Below are 25,145 nucleotides of genomic sequence, written 5' to 3' on the forward strand. Positions count from 1 at the left end.
CTTTTACGAATGGAGTGATCGGTGGCAGAACAAGACGTGCTCGAAGCGGCTCTGGCGGAGATCTCTGCGCTGCAACAAGCGCATTGGCCCGCCGGCATTCCCCGCGCCGTCGAGTATCCGCTCGAAGGTGGGGGACTTGTCGATTACTTGCGGCATTGGGCGATCGAGCGGCCGGATACTCCTGCCATCGTCTTCTACGGCCGGGTCATCACGTATTCCGAATACGACGAGCTTTCGGATCGTTTTGCCGGATGGCTGCTGTCACTCGGAGTCGAACGCGGCGATCGCGTCGGCGTTCACCTGGTCAATTGCCCTCAGTTCCATATCGCGATGCTCGGCATTCTCAAGGTCGGTGCGGTTCACGTGCCGATCAATCCACTCTTCCGTGAACATGAATTGATTCACGAACTCAACGATGCCGGCGTCAAGGTCCTACTGACGCAGAACACCTTCTCGAAGTTGGTGAAGAAGGTTCGCTCACAGACTCCACTCGAACACGTCGCGAAGACTGCAGTGTCGGACATGCTGACGGCGATCCCGACCGTCGAACTGCCCTTCGAGGTCGACGATCCGCGCCTGAGCGACTGGCAGTCGATCATCACCAGTGAGCGGGCGACTCCTGTCGCCACCGAACTCGATTCCCTCGCCGCCCTGAACTACACGGGCGGAACGACGGGAATGCCCAAGGGCTGTGAGCACACTCAGCGCCACATGGTTTACACCGCGGCCACCGCGACGCTTGCGGGCGGTGACCAGGTGGGTGCCAATCCGCCGGTGTCCCTGGTGTTTCTGCCGATCTTCTGGATCGCAGGTGAGGACTTCGGCATCCTGGTTCCGCTCGTCAACGGCGGAACCGTGGTCCTGCTGAATCGTTGGGATGCGGAGACCACGCTCGACGCTGTCGAGGCTTACGGCGTGACCTCGCTGGTCGGAACTGTCGACAATTACGTCGAACTGATGGACACGCCAGGATTCGCGGAGCGAAATCTCTCGACACTCCAGAACGTCATGGCAGTTTCGTTCGTTCTCAAACTCGATCCGGCCACGCGCCAGCGGTGGCGCGAGGCTACCGGCGGCGTTCTGCGCGAAGCGAGCTACGGCATGACCGAAACCCACACCGCGGACACGATCACCCTCGGCTTCCAGGACGGCGACTACGACCTGAAAAGCGAGCCGGTGTTCTGCGGAATTCCGGTGCCCGGCACCGACGTTCTGATCGTCGATCACGACGGCAGGCCGGTTCCCGTCGGCGAGCACGGGCAGATCATCGTGCGCAGCCCATCCATCCTTTCCGCGTACTACCGCAACGAGGGGGCCACCGCCGACGCCATCCGTGACGGCTGGCTGCAGACCGGTGACGTCGGAAAGTTCAGTGAGCGTGGCGGTTTGCACTATTTGGCGCGGAACAAGGAAATGATCAAGACCAACGGCATGAGTGTCTTTCCCTCCGAGGTGGAAGCGCTGCTCATGCTGCACCCGGCGATCGAAAAGGCTGCGGTGGTGCCGAAACCGGACCCGGACAAGGGGCAGGTGGCTTTTGCGTTTGTCCAACTGGTCGAGGGTTCCGACACTGCGGCCGACGAGATCGTCTCGTGGGCGAAGGAGAACATGGCCACGTACAAGGTGCCCGAAGTGGAAGTGCTCGAGGCGCTTCCGATGACAGCGACAGGAAAGGTGCGCAAGGGCGATCTGTTCGAGCGCACTCAGGGGGACAAGTGAGACTGCTGATTGCGAACCGCGGCGAAATTGCGCTGCGGATCATTCGAACTGCCCGTGAACTCGGGATCGAGACGGTGTCGGTGTACGCCGAGGACGACGCGTCCAGTCCGCACGTCGCGGCGGCCACGGAGTCGGTGCCGCTCGGAGCGTCGGGCGCATCCGCGTACCTGGATCAGAGCGCACTGCTGAAGATCGCGGCCGAAACGGGCGCCACGCACGTGCACCCGGGCTACGGATTCCTCAGTGAGAATGCCGAATTCGCGCAGGCGTGCACAGAGGCGGGCATCGTCTTCGTCGGCCCGGACGCCCAGGTTCTCCGGACTTTCGGCGACAAGGCCAGTGCCCGCACCGCGGCGGTCGACTCAGGAGTGCCGGTCCTGCCGTCGACATCGGCGAACGCCGACCTCGACGAGGTGCGTGAATTCTTCGAGCGCAACTCCCGCGGCATCATGATCAAGGCGCTCAGCGGCGGCGGTGGCCGCGGCATGCGCGCGGTGCGTGACCCGAAAGCACTCGACGACGCGTACCGTGTGTGTGCGGCCGAAGCCCAGTCGGGATTCGGCAGTTCGGCACTGTTCGCCGAGGTACTCAGTGAGCACGCTCGGCACATCGAAGTGCAGATCGTGGCGGCACCGGGGCAAGGTGGAACCCACGCGCTCGCTCTGGGTGACCGCGATTGCAGCGTCCAACGTCGCCATCAGAAGTTGATCGAGGTTGCGCCCGCGCAGGGGCTGTCGGGGGCCCTGCGCGAGCGTCTTCACGCTGCGGCGGCGAGGCTGTGCGCCGAGGTCGGCTACCGCGGCATCGCGACGGTCGAGTTCCTCGTCGAGGAACGCGGCTTCGTCTTCCTCGAGGTCAATCCCCGAATTCAGGTGGAGCACACGGTGACCGAGGAGGTCACCGGAGTCGACCTCGTCGCCGTGCAGCTCGCGATCGCGGACGGAGTTCCGTTCGAGAACCTGGACCTGCCAACAGGGATCATCGCTGTCGAGAAGGGCTTGGAGACAGTCGGATCCGTGGCAAACGCTTCGGGAATCGCGATCCAGACCCGCGTCAACATGGAAACCATGACGCCGGACGGCAATGCGTTGCCCTCGTCGGGCACGCTCGACAACTTCACTCCTCCGGGCGGGCCCGGCGTGCGAGTGGACACCTTCGGTACGGTCGGACTCTCGCCGAGTGCGCGTTACGATTCGCTGCTGGCAAAGGTGATCACCCACACGCGTCGAGCGGATTTCCCTGCCGCGGTGCGTAAGTCGATTGCTGCTCTCAGTGAGTTCGCCATCGACGGTGTAGCGACCAACCTCGAATTTCTGCAGGCAATACTGTCGGACAAGGACTTCCGCGACGGCCTGGTCGACGTCGACTGGTTGGGTTCTCGATTGGCGGACCTTGTCCCCGAAGTGGGCCCACAAACGCCCTCCTCGTCTGTGGACGTGGCACCGGACGAGGATGTGGTCCGTGCACAGATGGCGGGCATCGTCGTCGAACTCGCGGCAGTCGGTGACGGTATCCATGCGGGTGGCCAGGTTGCCGTCCTCGAGGCGATGAAGATGCAGCATGTTCTCTCGGCGCCCGGTGATCTCGAAGTGGTCCGGGTCCTGTCGTCACCGGGCAGGTCGGTGGGCGCGGGCGAACCGTTGCTCGTCGTCCGTAGTGCAAGCGCAGGATCGAAGCTCGCCGAGGTCGACGAGGTGGACCTCGACGACGTCCGTCCCGACCTCGCCGAAATCATCGCTCGCCACGAGGTGACCCTGGACCCGGCCCGGCCCGCAGCCGTGGCGAAGCGTCACAAGCTGGGACGCCGGACTGCTCGCGAGAACGTCTACGACCTGGTCGACGACGACAGCCTGGTCGAGTACGGCGCGCTCGCGCTGGCGGCGCAGCGCAGTCGACGCAGCGAGGAAGACCTGATCGCCAACACTCCTGCCGACGGGTTGATCGGCGGAGTGGCGACCATCAGCGGCGGCGAGAGCGTCGTGATCTCGTACGACTACTCGGTGCTCGCCGGTACCCAGGGCATGCGCAATCACGCCAAGACCGACCGCCTGCTCGAGATCGCCGATCGCAAGCGAGTTCCGGTGGTGCTGTTCGCGGAAGGTGGCGGCGGTCGCCCCGGTGACACCGACGCCGGCGCCGGGGCGGGCCTCGAGCTGGGAACCTTCCGCGCCATGGCGGCGCTGAGCGGGCGGGTGCCCATGGTCGCCGTCGTGTCCGGGCGCTGTTTCGCGGGCAACGCGGCCCTGGCCGGCGCGTGCGACGTCCTGATCGCGACACCGGACGCCAACATCGGGATGGGTGGTCCTGCCATGGTCGAGGGCGGCGGGCTCGGAAACTTTCGCCCCGAGGACATCGGCCCCATCGACGTGCAGCGCCGCAACGGCGTCGTACACCTGGTCGCTGACGACGACGCTCATGCGGTGGCGCTGGCCAAGCAGTACCTCGGCTACTTCCAGGGTGCGAGCGGAGAGTGGACCGCTCCGGATCCGCGGCTCTCGCGGCATGTGGTGCCGGAGAATCGCCTGCGCTCGTACGACGTTCGTGGAGCGATCGACGCAATCGCGGACGTCGACAGCGTCCTGGAACTGCGTCGAGACTACGGACGCGGTGTAGTAACCGCACTCGTTCGTGTCGAAGGAGTTCCGTACGGTGTGCTGGCGAACAGCAGCGAGCATCTCGGCGGCGCGATCGACGCGGAAGCCTCGGACAAGGCTTCGGATTTCCTGGAACTGCTCGAAGCGCACCGCATCCCTCTGGTGACGCTGTGCGACACACCGGGATTCATGGTGGGCCCGGATTCGGAGGAGGAGGCGACGGTTCGAAGGTTCGGCAGGTTCTTCGTTGCCGGTGCTCGCCTCACCGTGCCGTTCGGAACGATCATCCTGCGCAAGGGTTACGGGTTGGGCGCCATGGCAATGGCCGGTGGTTCCTTCCACGCCCCCGAGTTCACGGTCGCGTGGCCGACGGGCGAGATCGGGCCGATGGGTCTGGAAGGTGCTGTGCGTCTCGGTTTCCGCAAGGAACTCGAGTCCGTCGAAGATCCGGTGGCTCGGGAAACGCTGTTCGGTCAGTTCGTGGAACTGGCCTACGCACAGGGCAAGGCGCTGATGGCGGCGACCACGTTCGAACTGGACGACGTCATCGATCCGGCCGATACCCGCGGATGGATCAGACAACTCTGCAGAAACAGTTGAGATCCTGCTGATTCGAGCTGTTGCCGCACGTGGGCGGGGCAACTAGCCTTGCCCACGTGTCGGCTGCGCGAGATAACGTCCTGATCATTCATTGGCACGACCTGGGGCGGCACCTCGCGAGTTACGGTGTCGCCGGGGTCAACAGCCCCCATCTCGACCGGCTGGCGGCAGAAGGCATCCGGTTCACCGACGCACACGCGACGGCGCCGCTGTGCTCGCCTTCGCGCGGATCGCTCTTCTCGGGCAGGTATCCGCACAACAACGGTCTGATCGGGTTGGCGCACCACGGCTGGGAGTACCACGCTGAGGTGCAGACGCTCCCGCAGATCCTCTCCGACAACGGTTGGTACACCTCGCTCTTCGGCATGCAGCACGAGACTGCGTATCCGAAGCGACTGGGCTACCACGAGTACGACGTCACCAACTCGTTCTGCGACTACGTGGTTCCGCGTGCCCAGAACTGGCTACGACGCTTCCCGCCCGAGCCGTTCCTGCTCACCACGGGATTCTTCGAAACGCATCGCCCGTACCCCGCCGATCGCTATACCCCGGCGGACACCGCAGCCCTGGAGGTCCCCGGATACCTTCCGGACGTGCCACAGGTGCGCGAGGATCTGGCCGAATTCCACGGCAGCGTAGAGGTGGCCGACGCCGCGGTGGGGGAACTGCTCGCGACCCTCGAGGAAGAGGGGCTCGACGAGAACACCTGGGTCTTCTTCCTCACTGATCACGGCGCGGCGTTCCCGCGTGCCAAGTCGACGCTCTACGCCCCGGGTACCGGTATTGCCTTGATCGCTCGGCCTCCCGCGCGGTATCGCAGTGGCGGAAAGGAATACGAGACACTGTTCAGTGGTGTGGATCTTGTTCCGACCATTCTCGATCTGCTCGGAATCGACGTCCCCACCGAGGTGGAAGGGCGCTCGCACGCCGATGCCCTCGTCGACCGCGGAACTGAACCGTCCGAACCCGTTCGTACTTCCCTGTTCACGGAGAAGACCTTTCACGACAGCTTCGATCCCATTCGTGCGGTGCGAACCAAGGACTACAGCTACATCGAGAACTACGCCGTCCGCCCGGCTCTGGATCTACCGCTCGACATCGAGGACAGTCTTTCCGGAAAAGCGCTCGGCACCGAGCATCTTGCGGTACGCGCACCCCGGGAGCTGTACGACCTCCGTGCCGACCCGGACGAGAAGATCAATCTGATCGATCGACCGGAAGTCTCGGCAATACAGGCGGAATTGTCCTCGCAGCTTCACACGTGGCGCGCCGAAACCGACGATCGTCTCCCGGACGAGGCATTGGGAAGCGCGATGGCGGTGCACCGCATGGCGGCGTACCTCGAGAAGATCGGTGTCCGACCCAACGTGCGGTCCGCCTACAGTGCGGACCGCGGTTACCTCGAGTCGGACACCGAAAATCCCTAGGGCCTTGCGGCTTCGCGCTCTTCCAACAATGCGATGACCCGCTCGACCAGCTCGTTGATGTCAGCGCCGGTTGTGTCGAATGCCAGGTCCGGCTCCTCCGGCGTCTCGTAAGGCGCGTCGATTCCGGTGAGCCCCTTCAGTTCACCCGCCCGCGCACGAGCGTACAGGCCCTTGGGATCTCGACGTTCGCATTCTTCGACGGGAGTGGTGACGGCAACTTCGAGGAAAGTGAGCCCGGCAGCTTCGTTGAGAGCACGCGCAATTGCTCGATCCGAACGCAGTGGCGAGACCATCGACGCGATCGCCACGACGCCGGCGTCGGCGAACAGTCGAGTGAGATGCCCGACGCGGCGGATGTTCTCGGCTCGGTCTCCCGGCGAGAACCCGAGATCGTCGGAGATACCGTGGCGGACGTTGTCACCGTCCAGCAGATACGCGGTGCGTCCCGCGTCGACGAGCGCACGTTCGACAGCCACAGCGACGGTGGATTTTCCGGAGGCAGGCAGGCCGGTCAGCCAGATCGTCGCGCCCCTCTGGGTGGTAGACGCCCACCGCCGTTGACGTTCGAGTGAGGACGGATGCCACTTGATGTCGTTGCGGGTCTGCTCACCGGGAACGACGACGCGTGGTTCGAGAATGGTGCCGGCGCCGACGGTGTCGTTGCTCTGCTCGTCGATCAGGATGAAGGCGCCAGAGTCCCGATTGTGGTCGTAGGTGTCGGCGACCACCACGGAACTGGTTCGGAGCGTGACCGTTCCGATGTCGTTGAGTCCCAATTCGACTGGGCTGTCCTGCTCGTCGAGCGTTTCAGGATCGAGACGGGTGTGCAGTTCTTGGACGGTCGCTCGCACGGTCCGGGACGTGTGTTTGAGCGCTATCCGATCGCCCGCGCGCAACGGTGTGTTGGACAACCAGCAGATGGTGGCTTCGAGTTCTCGGGCCAGAACCGGCAAATGAGCCTGCACACCGCCACTGACCAGAACGTCGCCACGTCCGACGTCGATGTCGTCGGCCAGTTCCACCGAAACCGACAGTGGTGCAACGGCAGTACTGCGGTTGTCGTCGAGAGTGTCCAGACTGATCACGGTGCTCTTCGATCCGGACGGCAGGACCACTACCTCGTCTCCGACGCTCAGTGTGCCTGCCGAGATCCGGCCGGTGTACCGGCGACGATTCTGCGGATCGGGGCGCGAAACCCATTGCACGGGAAGTCGAAGCTCCTCGATGTGGGTCGCGGGCGCATGGAGTTCGACGCCTTCGAGGTACTCGAGGAGTGTCGGCCCCTCGTACCACGCGGTGTTCTCGGACCGCGTCACGACATTGTCGCCGGCTTTCGCGGAGACCGGTATGGCGAGTACGTCCTCGCGTCCGACTTGCCGCGCCAAGGCCCGTAATTCTTCCTGCACCTGAGCGAATCTCGCTTCGTCGAAGTCCACCAGATCGATCTTGTTCACCACGGCTACAAGGTTCGGAACACCGAGCAGTGCGGCGATTCTGGCGTGCCGACGGGTCTGACGCAGCACGCCGGTCCTCGCGTCGACCAGCAGGACCGCTACGTGAGCGTTGGATGCTCCGGTGAACATGTTGCGCGTGTAGCGTTCGTGCCCCGGGGTGTCGGCGAGTACGTAACTTCTGGTCGGAGTGGAGAAGAATCGGTACGCGACGTCGATCGTGATGCCCTGTTCACGCTCGGCACGTAGTCCGTCGGAGAGTGCAGCCAGGTCGGCGACACCGTACTCGTCGGTGACGGAATCGAGGTGATCGGTTGGCAGACTGTCGGTGTCATGCAACAGTCGGCCGATCAGCGTGCTCTTGCCGTCGTCGACGCTACCCGCCGTGGCCAGTCGCAGGAGTTGGCGAGTGATGGTGGTCGTCATCAGAAGTAGCCCTCACGCTTTCGGTCTTCCATCGCGGCGACCGACGTTCGGTCGTCTGCGCGAGTCTCGCCTCGTTCGGAAACCGTCGCGGCCGAGATTTCGGTGACGACGTCGTCGATAGTGGTGGCGTGCGATCGAACGGCGCCGGTGATGGTCAGATCGCCGACGGTTCGATATCGCACCCACTCGGTCGTTGCCGCGGCGTTCTCGGCGTCGGTGCTGAATTCGGAAGCAGCGAGGAGCATTCCGTCGCGCTCGAATATCCTCCGCTGGTGCGCGAAATAGATGGACGGCAGTTCCAGTTCCTCCTGGGCTATGTAGCGCCAGATGTCGAGCTCGGTCCAGTTGCTCAGCGGGAAGACACGAACGGACTCGCCGCGTCTGATCCGACCGTTGTAGAGCGACCACGGTTCGGCCCGTTGCGCTCGCGGGTCCCACTGGCCGAACTCGTCACGGAAGCTGAGGACTCTTTCCTTGGCGCGCGCACGTTCCTCGTCCCGGCGGGCGCCACCGAACGCGGCGTCGAACCTTCCAGCTTCGAGAGCGTCGAGCAGGGTTCTGGTCTGCAGGCGGTTTCGCGATCCGCTGGTCTCGGTCGACTCCTGCACTCTGCCCTGGTCGATCGAATCCTGAACGGAAGCAACCAGAAGTGTGTGCCCGCCCTCCTTGATTCGGCGGTCGCGAAATTCGATGACCTCCTCGAAATTGTGACCGGTGTCGACGTGCAGGACCGCGAAAGGGAGTGGGGAGGGCCGAAACGCCTTCTCGGCCAGACGAAGCAGGACTATCGAGTCCTTGCCGGCCGAGAAGAGCAGTACCGGTCTCTCGAGTTCTGCCACCACCTCTCGAATGATGTGAACCGCTTCGGATTCGAGAACTCGGAGTTCGTCGACGACATCGGTGACGGTGCTCATGTGACGGGATATCCGTTCTGTTCGGCGTCGATGCGATAACGCTGCACCCATTCGCGGGATCGTCCGTCGCTCTGACGACGCAGCGGCGGTGGCGGGGCCAGTTGTCCGTCGAGGCCGAGGGAGATGAGGGTTTTTGCGACCACGGACTGCGGGTCTTCGGTGAGATCGCGGAACCCGACTTCGATGGGAGAGATGTCCTCTTCCTCGAACCAGCGCTTCCATTGGCGTTCCTGCTCACCGAGAATCGTCACCAGGTGCGCGATTCCGACTGCGTTGTACTGCGCACCGTCCGAGAGATTCGGTGGAGTCGCGTCGTCGCGCCAAACCTGTGTCTGCACGGCGCGCCACATCGACACAGCTTGAGCGACGACATCTTCTCGATAGACGTGGATGAATTGCAGGTCGTGATCGAGGGTGTCGTGGAGTGCGGAACGTAGGTCCGTCCCACTGCGCCAGGGCAATCCGGCCGCGCGATCGAGTAGGAGCGGCGTCTGGTTCCACATCAGCTTGCCACCCCAGACTCCGTTGGGGGTTCGGCCGAGTTCGAGAAGTTGTGTGCGCCACTGTTCGGAGGTGCGAGTGTCCGGCGTGCCCGGGTGGAACGGGGCTAGCAGACCCAGGACGGACTCGTCCGTGACGTCTTCGAACCACTGCCTCGGTTGCGGCGATCGCGAGGTCTCGGGGAGGTACTGGAAGAACTCTTCCGGCTCACCCGCGACCCCGGTTGCTCGCAGGGATTCGACCAGCAAAGTACTGCCGCTGCGCTGCGAAGCGCAGACGAGAAACGAGCGTTGGGCCTCCGTCATGCGAGCAACGCTAAGGGGGGCCGGAAACCGCCGCAAGCTGGGAAAATAAACTCACGTAGAGGTTAAATCTCGACGTGAAACGTTAAATGTGCGGGTCACGAAATGTCGCGCTGAGGCACGTCTTACGCAGTTGTCGCAAGGGCCGCGGCAAGCCCGAATGCGATGGCCATGAAGACAACTTCACCGATGGCGCGACGCAGGGATCCGTCCGAACTCATGCGGTGTGCAGCGCTCGCGACCACCCATGTCCGGCGCCACCACCATCCCAGGGCGACGAGCAGTCCGATCGCCACGATCTTGGCGAGGATCACCCGGCCGTATGCGGTGTCGTAGAAGGCGGAGAGTGAGTCGAGTCGCACGACGGCGTTGACGATACCGGTGACGACCAGCGCGAGGACGCATCGCCAGGCGAGAGCGGAGTACTTGGGCAACCAGATCGCCCAGGCACCGCGCGACGGTACGGCAAGCGCGAGTGCGGCGAGCACGCCGAACCACAAGGCCGCAGCGAGGACGTGAACGGCGTCGAGGATCGATCCGAAGCTCTGCTGCGCCATGTGCCCGGTGATCGGGCGGGCAGCGAGCGCCAACGCGGAGACGACCAATGCCGGTGCGACGGGCACCGTCTCGGGATTGGTGAATCCGTAGATGCCGTAACAGACGACGGCAAACGCGCACGCGATGATCGCGACGCCGACGCGGCCGACGTTGACCTCGGAGACGAATGCGCCGAAGTGCCCGATGGTCAGCGAGGTGACCGGGGCGCCGTCGGCCGCTGCGGCATTGAGCACGAGGAGCGTGATCTCGGCGACGAGCCACACTGCTGCCACCGCGGTGAGCTGAGTCCACATGACGGCGGGGGTTGTTGCCGGGCGGCGTTCACTGCGGCCCATCCAGGCGAGCGTCGCGATGCCGAGCGTCAACGAACCACATCCGATCGCGAGAACGCGGACCGTGCTCGACGATTCGGGTCCCGACGGGCTGGCGAGGCCCCAGGCGATCAGGACTCCCAGCAGAGCTGTGGGTACGGCAAACAGCAACCACCACCTGTTTGCCGTACCCGTCACGCGATCAGCTCGACTTCGGCTTACGGAGCACGAAGAACAGCGCACCGCCGAACACGACGACGCCGGCGACGATGAAGATCCACACCGGCATGCTGCCGGACTCCGACTCACCCGTACTCGACGCGGCGGCAGCGCCGGGAGTGCCCGACCCCGCCTCGGTGAGGGTGAACGTCAGGGTTCCGTTGACGGGGTGACCGTCAGCGGAGGTGACGCGGTACGCGATGGTGTAGACGCCGGTCGGCCCGAGATCGCCGAGGTCTGCACTGACAGTGGGTCCTTCGACGGACGGATCGCTCTTGGTCCAGAGGTTGCCGTCCGGGCCGGTGACGGTCAGCGCCGCGAACTGTGCCTGCAGAGCCTCGTTGAACGTGACCGAAACCGTGTCAGGCGCAACCTGAATGGACGCACCGTTTTCCGGGTTGGAGCCGACCACCGCGGAGTGTGCACTGGCCGTGCCCATTCCGAGCATCGTGGCCAGCATCGCGAGCATGCCGACGGCGATGACCTTGATCCGGGTACTCATCAGCGCTTGCTCCTGACCAGTGCGCCGAGGCCGAGTGCAGCGCCCAACGCGCCGAGCACCAGGCCGACGCCGCCGAGCCAGCGGGCGGTGTTGTCCGACGAAGAGTCAGAGGCTTCGGATGCGGCGGACGTCTCGGCAGTGTTATCGGCAGAGGGGGCTCCGTGGGCATCGCCGGTGGACGCGGCGAGAGTCAGCGTCGGGGCGGGCTTGTCCGGCTCGCTGCCGTCGGCAAGCTCTTCCTGATCCCAGTTGACGACGTTGCCGTCGCTGTACGTCTGGACGGCCTTGAACTCGACCTCGTCCTGCTCCGGCAGCGGGCCGGCAGAAAGGACGAACTGCTGGAACTGGCCGGGGGCGATTCCGACGCCGGGGTCGGCGGTCCACGTCACTGACTTGGCGACCAACGAGGTGGGGTCCTTCTCCACGACGGCGGTCCAGCCGGGCATCGGTTCGGTGCGTGCCGACTTGAGGTCGGGGAGCGCCACCGTCAGTTTGGTGGTCGAAGCGGTGTCGGATTCGGTGGGCACGCGGAACGTGAGAACGGAGTATCCGCCCTGCGCAGCTCCTGGTGCGACGACGCTGACGTGTGCTGAAGCAATTCCGGCGGCCAGCAGCACGGCGCTGCCGGTAGCGACGGTCGTGACAACCGCGCGCGAAATCAGGGTGTTCTTCATGTCGGGAAGTGTCCTCTTGGTCTGGTGAAGGGGGGCATTCTACGAATCTTCAGACCAGGGCAGGAGGACCGCGCCGCGAGATGCTGGCGCGAAGTAGAGCGTCGACAGGTCCGTGATGGATTCCGGTCGAGACGGTGTGGCCGCGGGAAGTGACAGCGGCGGGAGCCAGAGACGCCAGGACGACGTGGAGAGCGTGGGTGACAACTCGGTAGAGGCGCTCGGCGGCCAGGACCGCCACCGCACAAGCAACGGTGGCACCGGCGTGAGCACCGAGCATCACCAATCCCGGAGCGGGCGAATGAGCGTGCTCGGAGAGCGTCATGGTGGTGTGAGCGGCGAGCTGACCCAGACCCAGAGCAACGATCAAGGCAGCGGGCCCCCGAGAGAGGGCGGGAAGGGTGGCCGTCACGGCGCCGACGGTTGCGCAGACGGCGAGCAACAGGGTCAGCGACGACGACTGTGGCAGCTCGCCTCCGCCGATCCCGTGCGCGGCGACAGCGAGAGCAGCCGAAGCGGAACCGACAGCTGTCCCCCGGAGGGTCGCGGTCTGCTCGGCTGCTCTCACTGGAGTTCTCAGGTCTAGCGCACGCCGAGACGTGCGAGCAGATCTGCTTCGACGCCGTCGAGTTCGGAAGAAATCGCCTGGTGAGCTGCTTTACGGCGAGCCTGCGGCATCTGCTCGGCAGCGCGAACTGCCGTGCTGAGGTCGCCGAGGCGCTCACGGATGGCGGCGGCGAAACGCTGCGTCTCCGCGTCGTCGGGCTTGCGGCTGAGGATCTCGGTGACCGAGCTCTCGGCGCCGGCGATACGAGCGCTCAACTTCGCGCCGTGACCGGTGTAGTCACCGAGCTGGTCGACGGCGATGCCCATCTTCTGTGCACGCGTGGTGTCGAGCTGGGCGCGCACCGCCGTGGCTGCGCGGTAACCGATCGGCAGGAGAACGGGGGCAAGCAGACGTGCCACTCCCAGGTACTTACGCACCTTGGCGACGGTCAGGCCCTGATTCGCAGCGGCCTTCTCCTGCGCCTTCAGGGTCGCGATCTGCGCCTTTTCGATCTTGTGCTGTGACTCGATCTCGGCTTTCTCCAGCTTCTTGAGCGACTTGGTCTCGACCTTGTCGCGCTTACGCTGGCTCTTGGCGTTGAGCTTCGCCTCGACCTCAGCCTTGTGCTTGAGAGCCTTTGCCTCCGCCTTGCGGGTGGCACGAGACTTTCGCTTCTTGAACAACCCCATCGAAAAGGACCCCGTTTCCAGGTGTTTGTGTGTTGCCAGGTACCTGCGCTTCGGCTTCAGCCTAGGGGAGCACATAATCTTCGTCATCGTGTGTTCCGTTAACAACCCCGCGCCCCAGCTCCCGATCATCGATTCGGGGGCGTTGACCCGATGCCGTCATCGGGTGCGTCTGGACGGGTTGTTTCCCGGGAAATCGGCTTCGGAACCCGTCGACACCGGCATCAAGCAGCGCCAGGATGCCGCGATCGCGAAGCGCGCGGAGATCGCCGAACTCGTGATCGGTGCTGCTCCCGAGCGTTGGGTGAAGATCAACCCCGACCAATCGGCGTCGGCTCAGGCTCGCGACACCTTGGCTGCCTGTGAGGCCGGCGCAGACCGGATCTGGGGCGCGGTCTTGCCGGTCGAGCGCGACACCGGACGCAAGGGCCGCTGCGAAATGCTCATCCGTGACGACGAGGGTGGCGGGTACATCCCCGTCATTGTCGTCAATCACAAGGTGACCGATCCCGGCCAGGGCGCGATCACCTCGGGGCTCTTCGAATGGGAGCCCGCGGCCGATCCCAAACGCAAGGTCCGCAGTCAGGTCCGCGATCAGATGCGCGTCGCGCAGGTCTATCGGATGCTCGAGCGTCGTGGGCTGGCGAGCCCGTCGCTGACGGCAGGCGCGATCGGATACAACGGAGACTGCATCCTCGTCCACGACCTCAGCGCGATTCTCGACGATTACGACAAGCGTTTCGCCGACCGTATCGCTGTGGCCCGCGGTGAGGTGCTGACGTCTCCGTCACAGGTGAGCGAGTGCAAGTCGTGCCCGTGGTGGACCGAATGCAAGCAGGAGTTGGTCCGCAACCGCGACGTCAGCCTGGTGGCTGTCGGATCGCGGGCCGAGCTTCTGCGCGACGTGGGCTGCAACACGATCGATCAGCTGGCCGCCTGGGACGGTGAGCCGCTCGAGGATTGGCCGCACGGAAATTTCGACGACGCAGTAGTGATCGCCAAGGCGTGGTTGGTGGATGCTCCGTTGGTGCGGCGGTTCGAGAAAATCTCGGTGACTCGGGCGGACATCGAGATCGACGTCGACATGGAGAGCTATCAGGAGCACGGCGCCTACCTGTGGGGGACGTTGCTCAATGTCGGTGGCTTCTCGATGTATCGAGGATTTGCGACGTGGGACCCGTTGCCGACACGTGACGAGGCGCGGTCGTTCGCAGAGTTCTGGGGCTGGCTGATGGCGGAGCGTGCCGCAGCCGCCGCTTCGGGTAAAACCTTTGCCGCGTACTGCTATTCGCGTTCGGCCGAGGACAAATGGTTGTTGGACTCGGCGCGCAGGTTTGCCGGTGAACCCGGGATTCCGAGTAAGGACGAGATCCGCGAGTTCATCGACAGTCCGCAGTGGGTCGACATCTATCAAGCGGTGAGTGATCAGTTCATCTGCCCGAACGGCAAGGGACTCAAGAAGATTGCCCCCGTTGCCGGATTCAACTGGCGTGACGCCGAGGCCGGGGGTGAAGCGTCGATGGCGTGGTACCGCGAGGCGGTCGGCTACGACGGTGAGCCGGACGAGACGCAGCGGACACGCATCCTGCAGTACAACGAGGACGACGTCATTGCCACCAAGGTCCTCCGTGAGTGGATGACGGACCGCGCGGAGAAGGAAATTCCGCTGGCTTCCGAGTTGTAGCGCTGATCCGTTCTGTCGCGATTGTCTGAAACATCCTATTTAACAGTATGTTTCAACTCGTAGTTTCTCGTCATCGTGTGTCCGGAACCCGCATCCGCGCTACCTTCATCTGGTCGGCTCCACGATGGAGGGTGTTGCATGCTGAGCAGGCTGACTTCGAGTGCGAGCGACGCCGAACTGTCTGACGTCGAGCGGCGCGACCTCTTCGCACGCCAGATACTGCAGGTGACGACGGTCGCGCCACTGGCCAACATGGTCAATGTACTCAGCGTGTGCGCTTTGCTTGTGTATGTCGTACCCCCCGGTCACAACGAGTTTCGGGTGATCTGGGGTTCTGCGGCCTTCTTGGTCGTCCTCAATTCGGTGCGCGTCTGGATACCGCGAGTCGTCCTGAAGGGCCGGTACACGCCCAAACATACGACGAGGTACGACTACTGGGCGCTCATGCTCGAGGTGATCCTGCTCGGGCTTCTGCTTGTCGTTCTCGCCGCCGCGATGCTTCCCGTGACGGACAACTCGCGAAAGCTTGTGCTTCTAGCGACATTCGCCGGAGTCATGGGCGCCGGCGCCGTAGCGTTGTCGACGGTTCGGTCGATAGCGGTAGCGTGGATTCTGGTGCACAGCATCGGATTGCTCGTCGTTATCCTGCCCAAGAGAACCACGGAATACGCTGTCCTCTCGTTCCAGTTGGTCGTTTACTCGGTGACACTGATTATCGGCGTCGTGTACCTCTGGGCGTCGTTCCGAAGTCGTTGTCTTGCCGAGTTCGAGGCTGCTGCCGAGCGCCAGACGGTCAGTTTGCTTCTCGACGATTTCGAGGGTGGGTCACGCGACTGGCTGTGGGAAGTCGACACCACCGGGACGTTGTCGCACACCTCCGCTCGGCTGTCGCAGATCTCGGGAGTTCCCGTCTCCGACTTGCGAACCCTGTCGCTGCGCGGATTGTTGGATCGGCTCGACGTGGGTTCGACGAAGAGTGGCCGAGCCGCGGTCCAGGTCATCGGAGACCACCTCGACCGCCTCATGCCGTTTCGAGAGGTCGTCATTCCCGTTCGTGTCGACGGCGTCGACCGATGGTGGTCTCTGTCGGGTCACCCCAGGCTATCCGAGGCCACGGAGTTCGTGGGTTGGCGAGGCGTGGGCTCGGACATCACCGAGAAGTACAACTACGAGCGGCGAATTCTGTGGCTTGCTGCAACCGACGGACTGACCGGGCTCCCGAATCGCCGGACGTTCGGCTCGGAGCTGTCCGACGCGCTCGGCACCGTCCGAACCGGCGAGGAAGTCCTTGTCGGAATCCTCGACCTGGACAATTTCAAGTCGGTGAACGACACGTTAGGGCACCCTGTCGGTGACAAATTGTTGATTTCCGTTGCTGCACGGCTCAATCGGGTGGTCGACGGCGCCATGTGTGCGCGAATCGGTGGTGACGAATTCGGCGTCGTCTTGCGGGGAACAGGGGACGGCGGAGAGGTGTTCGCTCGCTATCTGGATGCATTGCGTGAGCCGTTTTACGTGCGGGGGAATCGCATCGAGGTTCGTGCATCGATCGGCTATGCCGGCGCACCCGCAGATTCCGAAGATGCGGACACGCTTGTCATGTCCGCCGACCTGGCGCTGTATGCGGCAAAATCCGCCGGCAAGAACCGGGTAGGAAGATACTCACCGGTGCTGCGGGCGCGGGCCAGGGAGCGAGCATCGGCCCTGCAAGAACTTGGGCTTGCGATCGAGTCTCGGCAGTTCGAGCTGTACTACCAACCGCAGGTTCGTGCGGACACCGGCCGCGTCGAGGGTTTCGAGGCACTGCTTCGCTGGAATCACCCGGTGCGGGGCGTGCTTGCACCGCACATTTTCATCGATGTCGCGGAGGAGACCGGCTTGATAGTCCCTCTGGGGCTTCAGGTACTGAACATGGCGTGCGCCGAAGCCGCGACGTGGCCCGACGACACTTACGTGACGGTGAACGTCTCTCCGGTGCAACTGATGTCGTCCGGGTTCGGATCGGCCGTGAACGATGCGCTGGAGGCAAGCGGTCTTTCCGGCAAACGGCTTCAGCTGGAAATCACAGAGACGGGAGCAGTGGAGGAGCTTGCCGTCGCCGAGTTGGATCGCCTGCGTGCCACCGGAATTGCGATTGCCCTGGACGACTTCGGAACCGGCTATTCGTCTTTCGAGAGTTTGAAGAAACTGCCGTTGGACATTCTGAAAATCGACCGGTCGTTCATCACCGAACTGAGCGAGGGTGATTCGGCAGTTGTCACTTCGGTGGTCGAGGTGGCGAAGGCGCTCGGTATGCAGTCATTGGCGGAAGGCGTGGAGACGGCCGACCAGCTGAGGCTCTTGCTTACCGCCGGTTGTGAATTGGTTCAGGGTTACTACATCAGCCGACCGATGCCGGCGAAGGAAGTAGCCGAGTACCTCAGCGCAACTGCCCACTCCAACGGTGGGTATTTTCATTCGTTCTGACAACTGTGCGCCTTTATTAACCGTGGGCGGTTAATAAAGGCGCACAGCAGGGAGGTTAGCGCGGCGCCATGCGCAGTGCGCCGTCCATGCGGATGGTCTCGCCGTTGAGGTAGTCGTGCTCGACGATCATCTGCGCGAGCTGCGCGTACTCGGACGGCTGGCCCAGGCGGGACGGGAACGGAACGCCGGCCTCGAGGCCCTTGCGGTACTCGTCGGTGACGCCTGCGAGCATCGGGGTGTCGATGATGCCGGGAGCGATCGTGTTGACGCGGATGCCGAACTGCGCAAGGTCACGGGCAGCCGGAACCGTCATGCCGTGCACGCCGCCCTTGGAGGCGGAGTACGCGATCTGGCCGATCTGGCCTTCGAAGGCAGCAACGGAAGCGGTGTTGATGACGACGCCGCGCTGGCCCGACTCGTCGACGGCCTCGGTCTTGGCGATGGCGTCGGCGGCCAGGCGCATGACGTTGAAGGTGCCGAGCAGGTTGACGGTGATGACCGTGCGGAACAGCTCGAGGTCGTGCGGACCCTTCTTGGACAGGATGCGTCCGGCCCAGCCGACACCGGCACAGTTGACGACGATGCGCAGCGGGGAGCCCGACTCGACGATCTGGTTGATCGCTGCTTCGACCTCTTCGCCGCTGGTCACGTCGGTGGGGATGAGGGTGACGCCGGCGGGGACGTTGTCGCCTGCGCGCTCGATCGACGCGGGCAGATCCAGGCCGAAGACGGTAGCGCCGGCGTCGGCGAGGCGCTTGGCTGTTGCGGCGCCGAGGCCTGATGCCGCTCCGGTGACCAGTGCTGCGGTTCCCTTGATTTCCACTTCGTGTGCTCCTCGAGTTAGCGATCGGTAAGGCGGTGGTACGTGTCGAGAACCATAACGCGAGGGTGTATGTGAGGGCGAACGCGCGAGACCCGCGTAGGGCTGGGTACCTTGGACGCGAGGTCTGAGAGCAAAGCACTGGACGAGAGGGGACCTGCGTGAGCAAGGCGCCTGTGCGTCCCGCCGCTTCTGTCGAGAATTTCGAGCGGTTGCAGCGCGACCCGCTCTTCGAAGATCTTGCCGAGCTGATTGCCGAGGTTCTCTCCTACGCGTTCGACGCTCCGGCCGCCGTCGAGATCGAACAGTGGACGATCAGTTGCCTGCCGTCGACCAACCGATCCGCGGAGCGCCATCGCTTGTTCACGCTCAATATCGGTCCGATGGAGATTCTGAGCGTCGAGTGCCATCTGGTCGGCGGTAAGCCGATCGAGCACGTCATGTCCGTGTACGTATCCAGTTCGGCACTGGAATCGCGAACCGGCTGCAGCATCGAAGAACTCGATGCCAAGCACGATCTGGTCGCCATCAGACGCACCGAGTTGGCGTCCGCCGACGGCGACGGGACCGTGATCGACTGCAGTCTCGAGGATTCGGATGCGTTGGAACAGTTTGCTCAACTGCCCGTCGACATGACGACGGTTCGTCCGCTCGCGGAGCATCTTGTTGCCAAGGGCAAGGGCCCATTTCGGCAGTATCACAACGCCGGGTTCGCCAAATATGTACTGGAAAGGTCGCTCGACCATGGTTGATCAGTTGCCCATCCGACTCCCGCGTGTGCTGCGAGACGGGGACGATGACGGCGCGGTCGACGTGCTGCAGGAATATTTCACGAGGCCGCTCCGAAAGACCGGTTATCTCCGAACCGGTGCGTTGTGGGATTCCTGGGATCCCAGTGGCAATCGCGATCGTGATGCGAACATCTTCACCGCGGAAGATCTTGTTGCGGTGACTCTTCTGTCGGTTCAGGTTCCGGCGCAAGGAGCCTTCTTCCTGCTCGGGGAGAACAATGCCGAACTGAACCGACTCCTGGCGGACGTGGGCCCGGATCGCGATCTGTCGAACGAAGCCGATCCCTTCACTCCGGAATCCCCGGTGTGGCGGTTGGAGACGGCGCTTCGAGAGATTCACGGTGTCGGGCGAACCATGGCGTCCAAACTGATCGCGCGCAAGCGTCCGCGACTCTTCCCGATCTACGACGACGTCATCGGGCGGGAGTTGGGAACGAAGGCTGCCCATCTGGAACCGGTACGAGAGGCCTTGCACGACGGAGAATTACACGTGCGATTGCTCGACTTGCGAGTTCGGGCCGGACTGGACGATGCCATTCCGGCGATCCGGGTGTTGGATGTGCTCGCCTGGATGCAGGGTAAGGGATACAAACCGGCACCCTAGTTTTCTTGTCGGTGGGCAGGTCTATTGTCGAATGTATGTTCGATAAGGGATTGACGAGCGGTGTGGGGACATCCGTCGATGACGGCTGTCCTGTCGTCGACCCACTCGTGTTGCCGGACATGCTCTTTGCGACGGCGCAGAGCGAGAACATGCTTGCCGCGCAAAAGGTGCTCGGTGCATCCATGTTGTCGGAGTCGAGATTCAACGCCGAACTCGACGTGTCCGGTGATGTCGACAAGGCGTGGCGGATCGCATGCAACGAGATCGCGGTCATGCTCACGTGCTCGCGTCGTACTGCCGAAGTCCACATCGAGATCGGTGATGCCCTGCGGGAGTTCCTTCCGTTCACCAAGGCCGCCTTCGCTGCCGGCGAGCTGGACTATGCGCGCGTGCGCAAGATTGTCGACGGACTCACCGGGGCCGACCCGGAGGCGATCGCAGCACTCGAGCGCCGGGTACTTGCCTCGGCGCACCGTCTTCCGCCCGGGCAACTGGAGCGCGACATCGAGCGCCAGCTCTTTGCCTACGATCCGGATGCTGCCGCCGAACGTCGCCGGAAGATGCTGGAACACCGCGATGTTCGCACGCGTGCAGACCGTCACGGACTCGCCCAGTTGCAGGCAACACTCAGCGCGACCGAGGCCGTCGAAGCGCTTGGCCTGATCAACGAGGCCGCCGGAAGCGTCTGCAACCACGATCCACGAAATGTCTCGACCCGTAGGGCCGACGCACTGGTCGCTCTGCTGCACGGCGAACAGGGGCTGACGTGCCAGTGTGGCAGCGAAACGTGCGAGGCAGTATCCCCAGCAGCTCGATCGACTGCGCCCTCACGTCGGAAGCCGGTGTTGCACATCGTGTGTGATCTGGCGACGCTCCTCGGATTGACGTCAGATCCCGCGAGCATCGACGGATACGGGCCGATCGATCCTGATTTTGCTCGCGAGCTCGCCGCTGATTCCACCTGGCAGGCCTTGTTCGTCGATTTCCGCGCCCAGGCCGCGGGGAACCGACCGCGTCGGCAGCATGCTCCGACTGTCCTGCCGCTTGTCACCCGACGTGATCGCCCAAGTCGCGAACCGAACGGCTGCGGGGATCGGATTCGGGCAATGCAACGGTTGGTCGCGCGATCACCGGACATCGTTCGAAGATCGGATGGGCATGGCACCCAAGCCGATCCGCCTCCCGGCGCGCTGACCTATGCTCCGGGAGCGGCTCTGGCCGCATTGGTGCGGGCCGTCGACGGTCACTGCCGGTTCCCTGGTTGTTCGGTGCCCGCGAACAGGTGCCAACTCGACCACGTCACCGAGTTCGATCCTTCCGATCCGAGACGCGGTGGGTGGACCATTGCGAGCAACCTCCAATGCCTGTGTCGTCATCACCATCAGGTGAAGACATACAGGTTGTGGACGCCGGTGATGCTGGAGGACCGTGCCATTCACTGGACCGATAAAACCAGCGGGTTGACGGCGGTCACGGTTCCGGAGAGGCACTGACTTCGAAGATGGTTTCCAGACCGTCTTCTTCGTCCCACTGCTCACCGACTTCGCAAAAATTGTACTGGCTGATCAGGTTTCGAGATGCGGCATTGTCCGGGCTGATGGTCGCGCGAACGATGTGTACTTCGGATTCGCGACTCGCGACGTCGAGAAGTATCTCGAGGGCGGTTCGTGCGTAGCCCTGACGCCGGAACGCCGGGTCGATGCGATATCCGACCTCCACCATCCCGCGCGCATCGGGGCGACCGTGGAATCCGGCCAACCCCACCGGCGTCGAGGTGCGGGCATCGACGGCGATGCGGGTGATCCACGCGCTGTCGAGGGGATTCTCTGCTATCTGCTTGCTCCGGTAGCGCCACAAGCCCTGGCATTCTTCGCCGAGGAGATACGGGGTCAGGAGGTCGGGTGCGAGTTCCATTGCAAGAGTGGCGTTGTCTTCACCCAGTGCGTGCAGGGCGAGTGATGGAACCTGGACCAGTTGAAGTCCACGTCCGCCGAGTGTCCAGGGTAGTTCGGTGACTGTCACAGGTCGGCGATCGGAGTCGACAGCGTTATGTCGACACCGATGCTCCGGAGATTGCCGTCGAGGACTTGCCAGATGGAGCGTTCGAGGAATTCGGCCAATTCCGCACTGGTCACATCGGAACCCGGCTGGCTGAGCCAACGGTTGACGCTGACGTCGACCAATCCGATGACGCCGAAAGCCAAGGGCTCCGCCATCTTCGACGGTTTGCCACGGCTGGTGAGGATCGTGCCCAACAAATTTCCCAATTGGACGGCGATGGCCGTCTTGGTTCCGGTCACCACTTTCGAACCGGTGGCCCGCGTACTCGGCGAGCCCTTGCCTAAAAAGTGGTGCAGTCGTGGATATTTCACAATCCACTGAAGGTAGGTCTCGACGGCCCGTGAGATGGCCTCGCCGACGGTGCCCTTCGGCGTGAGAGTGGGGGCCAGGTCGGTCATCATCATCTCGAGGATGCGGACTCGCAGCTGCTCGTCGAGGTCGGCTCGATCCTTGAAAATCCGGTAGACAACAGAGCGGGGGACGTCGGCGCGCTCGGCGATCTGCTGGACGCCGACGTCGGCGCCACCTTCGTTGACTGCATCGAGTGCTGCGTCGAGGATTCGCGCTTTGCGCTGCTCCTTGTGATCGTTCCAGCGAGTGCTGCGCCCGTCGGGCTGCGCCGACTCGGCTGTTTTTGTCATAAATCGAACGATACTCACCCCGCCATTGACTGGACAAGATGTCTCACATACTTTGGTGGGACAGCGTGTCACACACAGATACCGTTCTCTTCAGGAGTGGCAATGAGTAACAGGGTTTTTGTCGTCGGCGTCGGCATGACGAAGTTCGAGAAGCCGGGAGCCCGCGAGTGGGACTACCCCGACATGGCACGCGAGTCGGGTACCAAGGCGCTCGAAGACGCGGGTATCGACTACACCGAGGTCGAGCAGGCATACGTCGGCTACGTCTACGGCGAGTCCACCGCAGGTCAGCGCGCTGTCTACGAGCTCGGTCTGACAGGTATCCCCATCGTCAACGTGAACAACAACTGTTCGACGGGATCGACCGCGCTCTACCTCGCCACGCAGGCAGTCAAGAGTGGCCAGGCCGACTGCGCACTGGCGCTGGGCTTCGAGAAGATGCAGTCCGGGTCCCTCGGATCCACCTACGACGACCGTGAACAGCCACTCATGCGGCACCTCCTCGCTCTCGCCGAACTGCAGGAGTTCGCGATGCCGCCGGCTCCGTACATGTTCGGCGCCGCGGGCGTCGAGCACATGGAACGCTTCGGAACCACTGCCGAGCAGTTCGCGAAGATCGCCGTCAAGAACCACAAGCACTCACTGAACAACCCGTACGCGCAGTTCCAGGACGAGTACACCCTCGAGCAGATCCTCGAAGCACGCCAGATTCACGGGCCGCTCACCAAGCTCCAGTGCTCGCCCACCTCGGACGGATCCGGCGCGGCGATCATCGCCAGCGAAGCATTCGTCGAGAAGCACGGCCTCGCTGCTCAGGCGATCGAGATCGTCGGGCAGGCCATGGTCACCGACATGAACAGCACTTTCGAGGACAAGAGCGCCATCAGCCTCGTCGGCGCAGACATGACCCGCAAGGCCGCCGAGAAGGTATACGCCCAGGCCGGGATCACCGCCGACGACGTCGACGTCATCGAACTCCACGACTGCTTCTCCACTAACGAGTTGCTGACCTACGAGGCACTTGGACTGTGCGCCGAAGGTGACGGCGGCAAGCTCGTCGACGCCGACGACACCACCTACGGCGGACGCTGGGTGGTCAACCCGTCCGGCGGCCTCATCTCGAAGGGCCACCCCCTCGGAGCAACAGGCCTCGCGCAGTGCGCCGAACTCACCTGGCAGCTCCGCGGAACCGCGGACAAGCGTCAGGTCGACGGCGCGAAGGTCGCCCTCCAGCACAACATCGGACTCGGCGGTGCAGTTGTCGTGACCGCATACAAGCCCTACGCACGCTGAATCACACCCTCAACCCGCTAGCTACCCACTAGGAGTTTCATCATGGCTTCCGTTTCCGTCTCCGCCGTACTGCCCGCATCCCCCGAGAAGACCTGGGATGCGCTCTCCGATCTGTCTCGCTGGGAAGAGTGGCTCACCATTCACCAGGGCTGGAAGAGTGAACTCCCCACCGAGGTGGCTTTGGGCGCCAAGTTCACCGAGGTCGTCTCGGTGATGGGTATGGCCAACAAGATCGAGTGGACCGTCGAAGAGGTCGAGGTTCCGAAGATGGTCAAGATCGCCGGAACCGGAATGGCCGGCGTCACCGTCGAATTCATCCTCTCGGTCGAGGCCGACGGTGCGGGTTCGAAGGCAACCGTCGACGCCAGCTTCAAGGGCACCATGATCGTCGGGCCGATCGGCAAGGCAGTTGCCAAGAACGCCAAGGCTGATCTCGAGGCCTCGCTGGCCAAGTTCGCCGAGCTGGTCGGGTAACGGCTCGATGACGACACCGAAGACCAACGCGGTCGAATTCGATACGTCCGGGCTGGACGTATGGACCGATCCGGAGCACTTCGAGGTGGCAGCCGAGCGCATCGCCGAATATGCCGCTGCCACAAACGACCCCATCGAGCGACACCTGAAAGGCGAGATCGCTCCGCCGGTCTTCGCGGTGGTACCCGTCTTCATGTCGATGGCACCCGCTGCGCTGTCGGTGGCGCCGGTCGAACTGCTGATGAAGCTCGTTCACGGTGAGCAGGACTTCCTGTTCCACCGTCCGATCTACCCCGGTGACCACCTTGTCGCTCGCGCCAAGCCCATCGGATTCGAGGGCCGGGACAACGGATCCACCGTCGTCATCTACGTCGAAACCAAAACCGACAAGGGTGAATTGGTCAACGAGCAATGGATGACGGCCTTCTTCCGCAAGGTCGACGCGGGCCCCGGACTTGGCGAGAAGGCTCCCGAACACCGATTCGACGACGCTCTTCGCGCTGGTAGTCCCGCAGCGGTGGTGAACCAGCACATCGACGAGGACCAGACATTCCGGTACTCACCGGCTTCCGGCGATCCGATGCCGATTCACCTCGACGAGGAGATCGCTCGGATGTCCGGTCTCCCCGGAATCATCAACCATGGACTGTGCACGATGGCGTTCACGTCGTGGGGAGCCCTGACCGAACTGGCAGGCGGCGAGACCGAGCGGTTGCGCCGTCTCGCAGTGCGATTCGCGAAACCCGTACTCCCGACCCAGGACATCGAGACGGTGTTCTACAAGTCGGGTTCGGCAGACGGAGCCACGTCGTACTCGTACGAAACCAGTGCGGTAGGCGACCTCGTGATCAAGGACGGCCTCGCGGTCATCGCCGACAAATGA

Annotated in this window: 22 protein-coding genes; 11 read left to right on the forward strand and 11 right to left on the reverse strand. The window is 63.5% G+C overall.

The genetic code is table 11. The features are described from left to right. Positions 1–21 precede the first annotated feature (21 nt). From ATN37_RS14950 to ATN37_RS14960, 3 genes are read left to right on the forward strand one after another with little or no spacing between them, the layout of a single operon-like run. A complete protein-coding gene (locus ATN37_RS14950) occupies positions 22–1,719 on the forward strand; it encodes an AMP-binding protein (protein ID WP_218695341.1) in 1,698 nt (565 codons plus the stop codon). Beyond that, positions 1,716–4,913, forward strand: coding sequence for a carboxyl transferase domain-containing protein (locus ATN37_RS14955; protein WP_218695342.1), 3,198 nt, complete (start codon positions 1,716–1,718; stop codon positions 4,911–4,913). Before ATN37_RS14950 ends, ATN37_RS14955 begins: the two co-directional genes overlap by 4 nt. Before the next feature lie 56 nt (positions 4,914–4,969). Further along, positions 4,970–6,340 (forward strand): sulfatase, encoded by a 1,371-nt coding sequence (locus tag ATN37_RS14960; protein ID WP_003944134.1) that lies wholly within the window; start codon positions 4,970–4,972, stop codon positions 6,338–6,340. Here ATN37_RS14960 and cysC read toward each other — a convergent pair. From cysC to ATN37_RS15000, 8 genes are all read right to left on the reverse strand, one after another. Continuing rightward, positions 6,337–8,217, reverse strand: coding sequence for an adenylyl-sulfate kinase (gene cysC, locus ATN37_RS14965; RefSeq protein ID WP_218695343.1), 1,881 nt, complete (start codon positions 8,215–8,217; stop codon positions 6,337–6,339). The two genes, ATN37_RS14960 and cysC, sit on opposite strands and share 4 nt — an antisense overlap. Beyond that, on the reverse strand, positions 8,217–9,131 hold the full coding sequence (cysD, locus tag ATN37_RS14970) for a sulfate adenylyltransferase subunit CysD (RefSeq protein ID WP_218695344.1): 915 nt from the start codon (positions 9,129–9,131) through the stop codon (positions 8,217–8,219). Before cysD ends, cysC begins: the two co-directional genes overlap by 1 nt. Continuing rightward, positions 9,128–9,937 carry a Stf0 family sulfotransferase gene (locus ATN37_RS14975; RefSeq protein WP_007735934.1) on the reverse strand — a complete coding sequence of 270 codons (810 nt, stop codon included), beginning with the start codon at positions 9,935–9,937 and terminating at the stop codon, positions 9,128–9,130. The genes cysD and ATN37_RS14975 overlap by 4 nt, the downstream gene beginning before the upstream one ends. A gap of 122 nt (positions 9,938–10,059) precedes the next feature. Next, positions 10,060–11,001 carry a copper resistance D family protein gene (locus tag ATN37_RS14980; protein ID WP_003944164.1) on the reverse strand — a complete coding sequence of 314 codons (942 nt, stop codon included), beginning with the start codon at positions 10,999–11,001 and terminating at the stop codon, positions 10,060–10,062. A 4-nt stretch (positions 11,002–11,005) separates the two neighbouring features. Beyond that, positions 11,006–11,524 (reverse strand): copper resistance CopC family protein, encoded by a 519-nt coding sequence (locus ATN37_RS14985; RefSeq protein ID WP_003944137.1) that lies wholly within the window; start codon positions 11,522–11,524, stop codon positions 11,006–11,008. Beyond that, the gene (locus ATN37_RS14990) at positions 11,524–12,198 is read right to left on the reverse strand and encodes a YcnI family protein (protein ID WP_003944147.1); all 675 of its coding nucleotides are present in this window, start codon (positions 12,196–12,198) and stop codon (positions 11,524–11,526) included. Before ATN37_RS14990 ends, ATN37_RS14985 begins: the two co-directional genes overlap by 1 nt. 49 nt (positions 12,199–12,247) lie before the next feature. Beyond that, positions 12,248–12,763 (reverse strand): hypothetical protein, encoded by a 516-nt coding sequence (locus ATN37_RS14995; protein ID WP_003944165.1) that lies wholly within the window; start codon positions 12,761–12,763, stop codon positions 12,248–12,250. A gap of 14 nt (positions 12,764–12,777) precedes the next feature. Further along, positions 12,778–13,431, reverse strand: coding sequence for a DUF6474 family protein (locus tag ATN37_RS15000; protein WP_218695345.1), 654 nt, complete (start codon positions 13,429–13,431; stop codon positions 12,778–12,780). 124 nt (positions 13,432–13,555) lie between these two features. Here ATN37_RS15000 and ATN37_RS15005 point away from each other — a divergent pair, with 124 nt between their 5' ends. Together ATN37_RS15005 and ATN37_RS15010 are read left to right on the forward strand one after the other, a co-directional pair. Next, entirely contained in the window at positions 13,556–15,112 is a 1,557-nt protein-coding gene (locus tag ATN37_RS15005) for a TM0106 family RecB-like putative nuclease (RefSeq protein ID WP_063315974.1), read from the forward strand. 138 nt (positions 15,113–15,250) lie between these two features. Next, a complete protein-coding gene (locus ATN37_RS15010) occupies positions 15,251–17,578 on the forward strand; it encodes a bifunctional diguanylate cyclase/phosphodiesterase (protein ID WP_030535863.1) in 2,328 nt (775 codons plus the stop codon). A 55-nt stretch (positions 17,579–17,633) separates the two neighbouring features. On the opposite strand, the gene ATN37_RS15015 is transcribed toward ATN37_RS15010, so the two are convergent. Further along, entirely contained in the window at positions 17,634–18,401 is a 768-nt protein-coding gene (locus ATN37_RS15015; protein WP_003944195.1) for an SDR family NAD(P)-dependent oxidoreductase, read from the reverse strand. Between the two features lie 158 nt (positions 18,402–18,559). Here ATN37_RS15015 and ATN37_RS15020 point away from each other — a divergent pair, with 158 nt between their 5' ends. From ATN37_RS15020 to ATN37_RS15030, 3 genes are read left to right on the forward strand one after another with little or no spacing between them, the layout of a single operon-like run. Further along, positions 18,560–19,150, forward strand: coding sequence for a hypothetical protein (locus ATN37_RS15020; RefSeq protein WP_030535862.1), 591 nt, complete (start codon positions 18,560–18,562; stop codon positions 19,148–19,150). After that, positions 19,143–19,793: a DUF6308 family protein gene (locus ATN37_RS15025; RefSeq protein ID WP_064688013.1), complete on the forward strand. Its 651-nt coding sequence runs from the start codon at positions 19,143–19,145 to the stop codon at positions 19,791–19,793. Before ATN37_RS15020 ends, ATN37_RS15025 begins: the two co-directional genes overlap by 8 nt. Before the next feature lie 35 nt (positions 19,794–19,828). Further along, positions 19,829–21,286: an HNH endonuclease signature motif containing protein gene (locus tag ATN37_RS15030; RefSeq protein ID WP_218695346.1), complete on the forward strand. Its 1,458-nt coding sequence runs from the start codon at positions 19,829–19,831 to the stop codon at positions 21,284–21,286. Here the strand turns inward: ATN37_RS15030 and ATN37_RS15035 are convergent. Together ATN37_RS15035 and ATN37_RS15040 are read right to left on the reverse strand one after the other, a co-directional pair. Next, positions 21,264–21,815 carry a GNAT family N-acetyltransferase gene (locus ATN37_RS15035; protein ID WP_063315282.1) on the reverse strand — a complete coding sequence of 184 codons (552 nt, stop codon included), beginning with the start codon at positions 21,813–21,815 and terminating at the stop codon, positions 21,264–21,266. The two genes, ATN37_RS15030 and ATN37_RS15035, sit on opposite strands and share 23 nt — an antisense overlap. Further along, positions 21,812–22,495, reverse strand: coding sequence for a TetR/AcrR family transcriptional regulator (locus tag ATN37_RS15040; RefSeq protein WP_158170479.1), 684 nt, complete (start codon positions 22,493–22,495; stop codon positions 21,812–21,814). The genes ATN37_RS15035 and ATN37_RS15040 overlap by 4 nt, the downstream gene beginning before the upstream one ends. A 102-nt stretch (positions 22,496–22,597) precedes the next feature. On the opposite strand from ATN37_RS15040, the gene ATN37_RS15045 reads away from it, so the two are divergent. From ATN37_RS15045 to ATN37_RS15055, 3 genes are read left to right on the forward strand one after another with little or no spacing between them, the layout of a single operon-like run. Further along, the gene (locus tag ATN37_RS15045) at positions 22,598–23,788 is read left to right on the forward strand and encodes a lipid-transfer protein (protein WP_007735955.1); all 1,191 of its coding nucleotides are present in this window, start codon (positions 22,598–22,600) and stop codon (positions 23,786–23,788) included. A gap of 42 nt (positions 23,789–23,830) precedes the next feature. Then, positions 23,831–24,262, forward strand: coding sequence for an SRPBCC family protein (locus ATN37_RS15050; RefSeq protein ID WP_030535858.1), 432 nt, complete (start codon positions 23,831–23,833; stop codon positions 24,260–24,262). Positions 24,263–24,269: 7 nt separating this feature from the next. Beyond that, on the forward strand, positions 24,270–25,145 hold the full coding sequence (locus ATN37_RS15055) for a MaoC/PaaZ C-terminal domain-containing protein (protein ID WP_218695347.1): 876 nt from the start codon (positions 24,270–24,272) through the stop codon (positions 25,143–25,145).

Origin of the sequence: Rhodococcus sp. MH15 (assembly GCF_019266045.1) — a bacterium.
Classification (GTDB): domain Bacteria; phylum Actinomycetota; class Actinomycetes; order Mycobacteriales; family Mycobacteriaceae; genus Rhodococcus_F; species Rhodococcus_F qingshengii.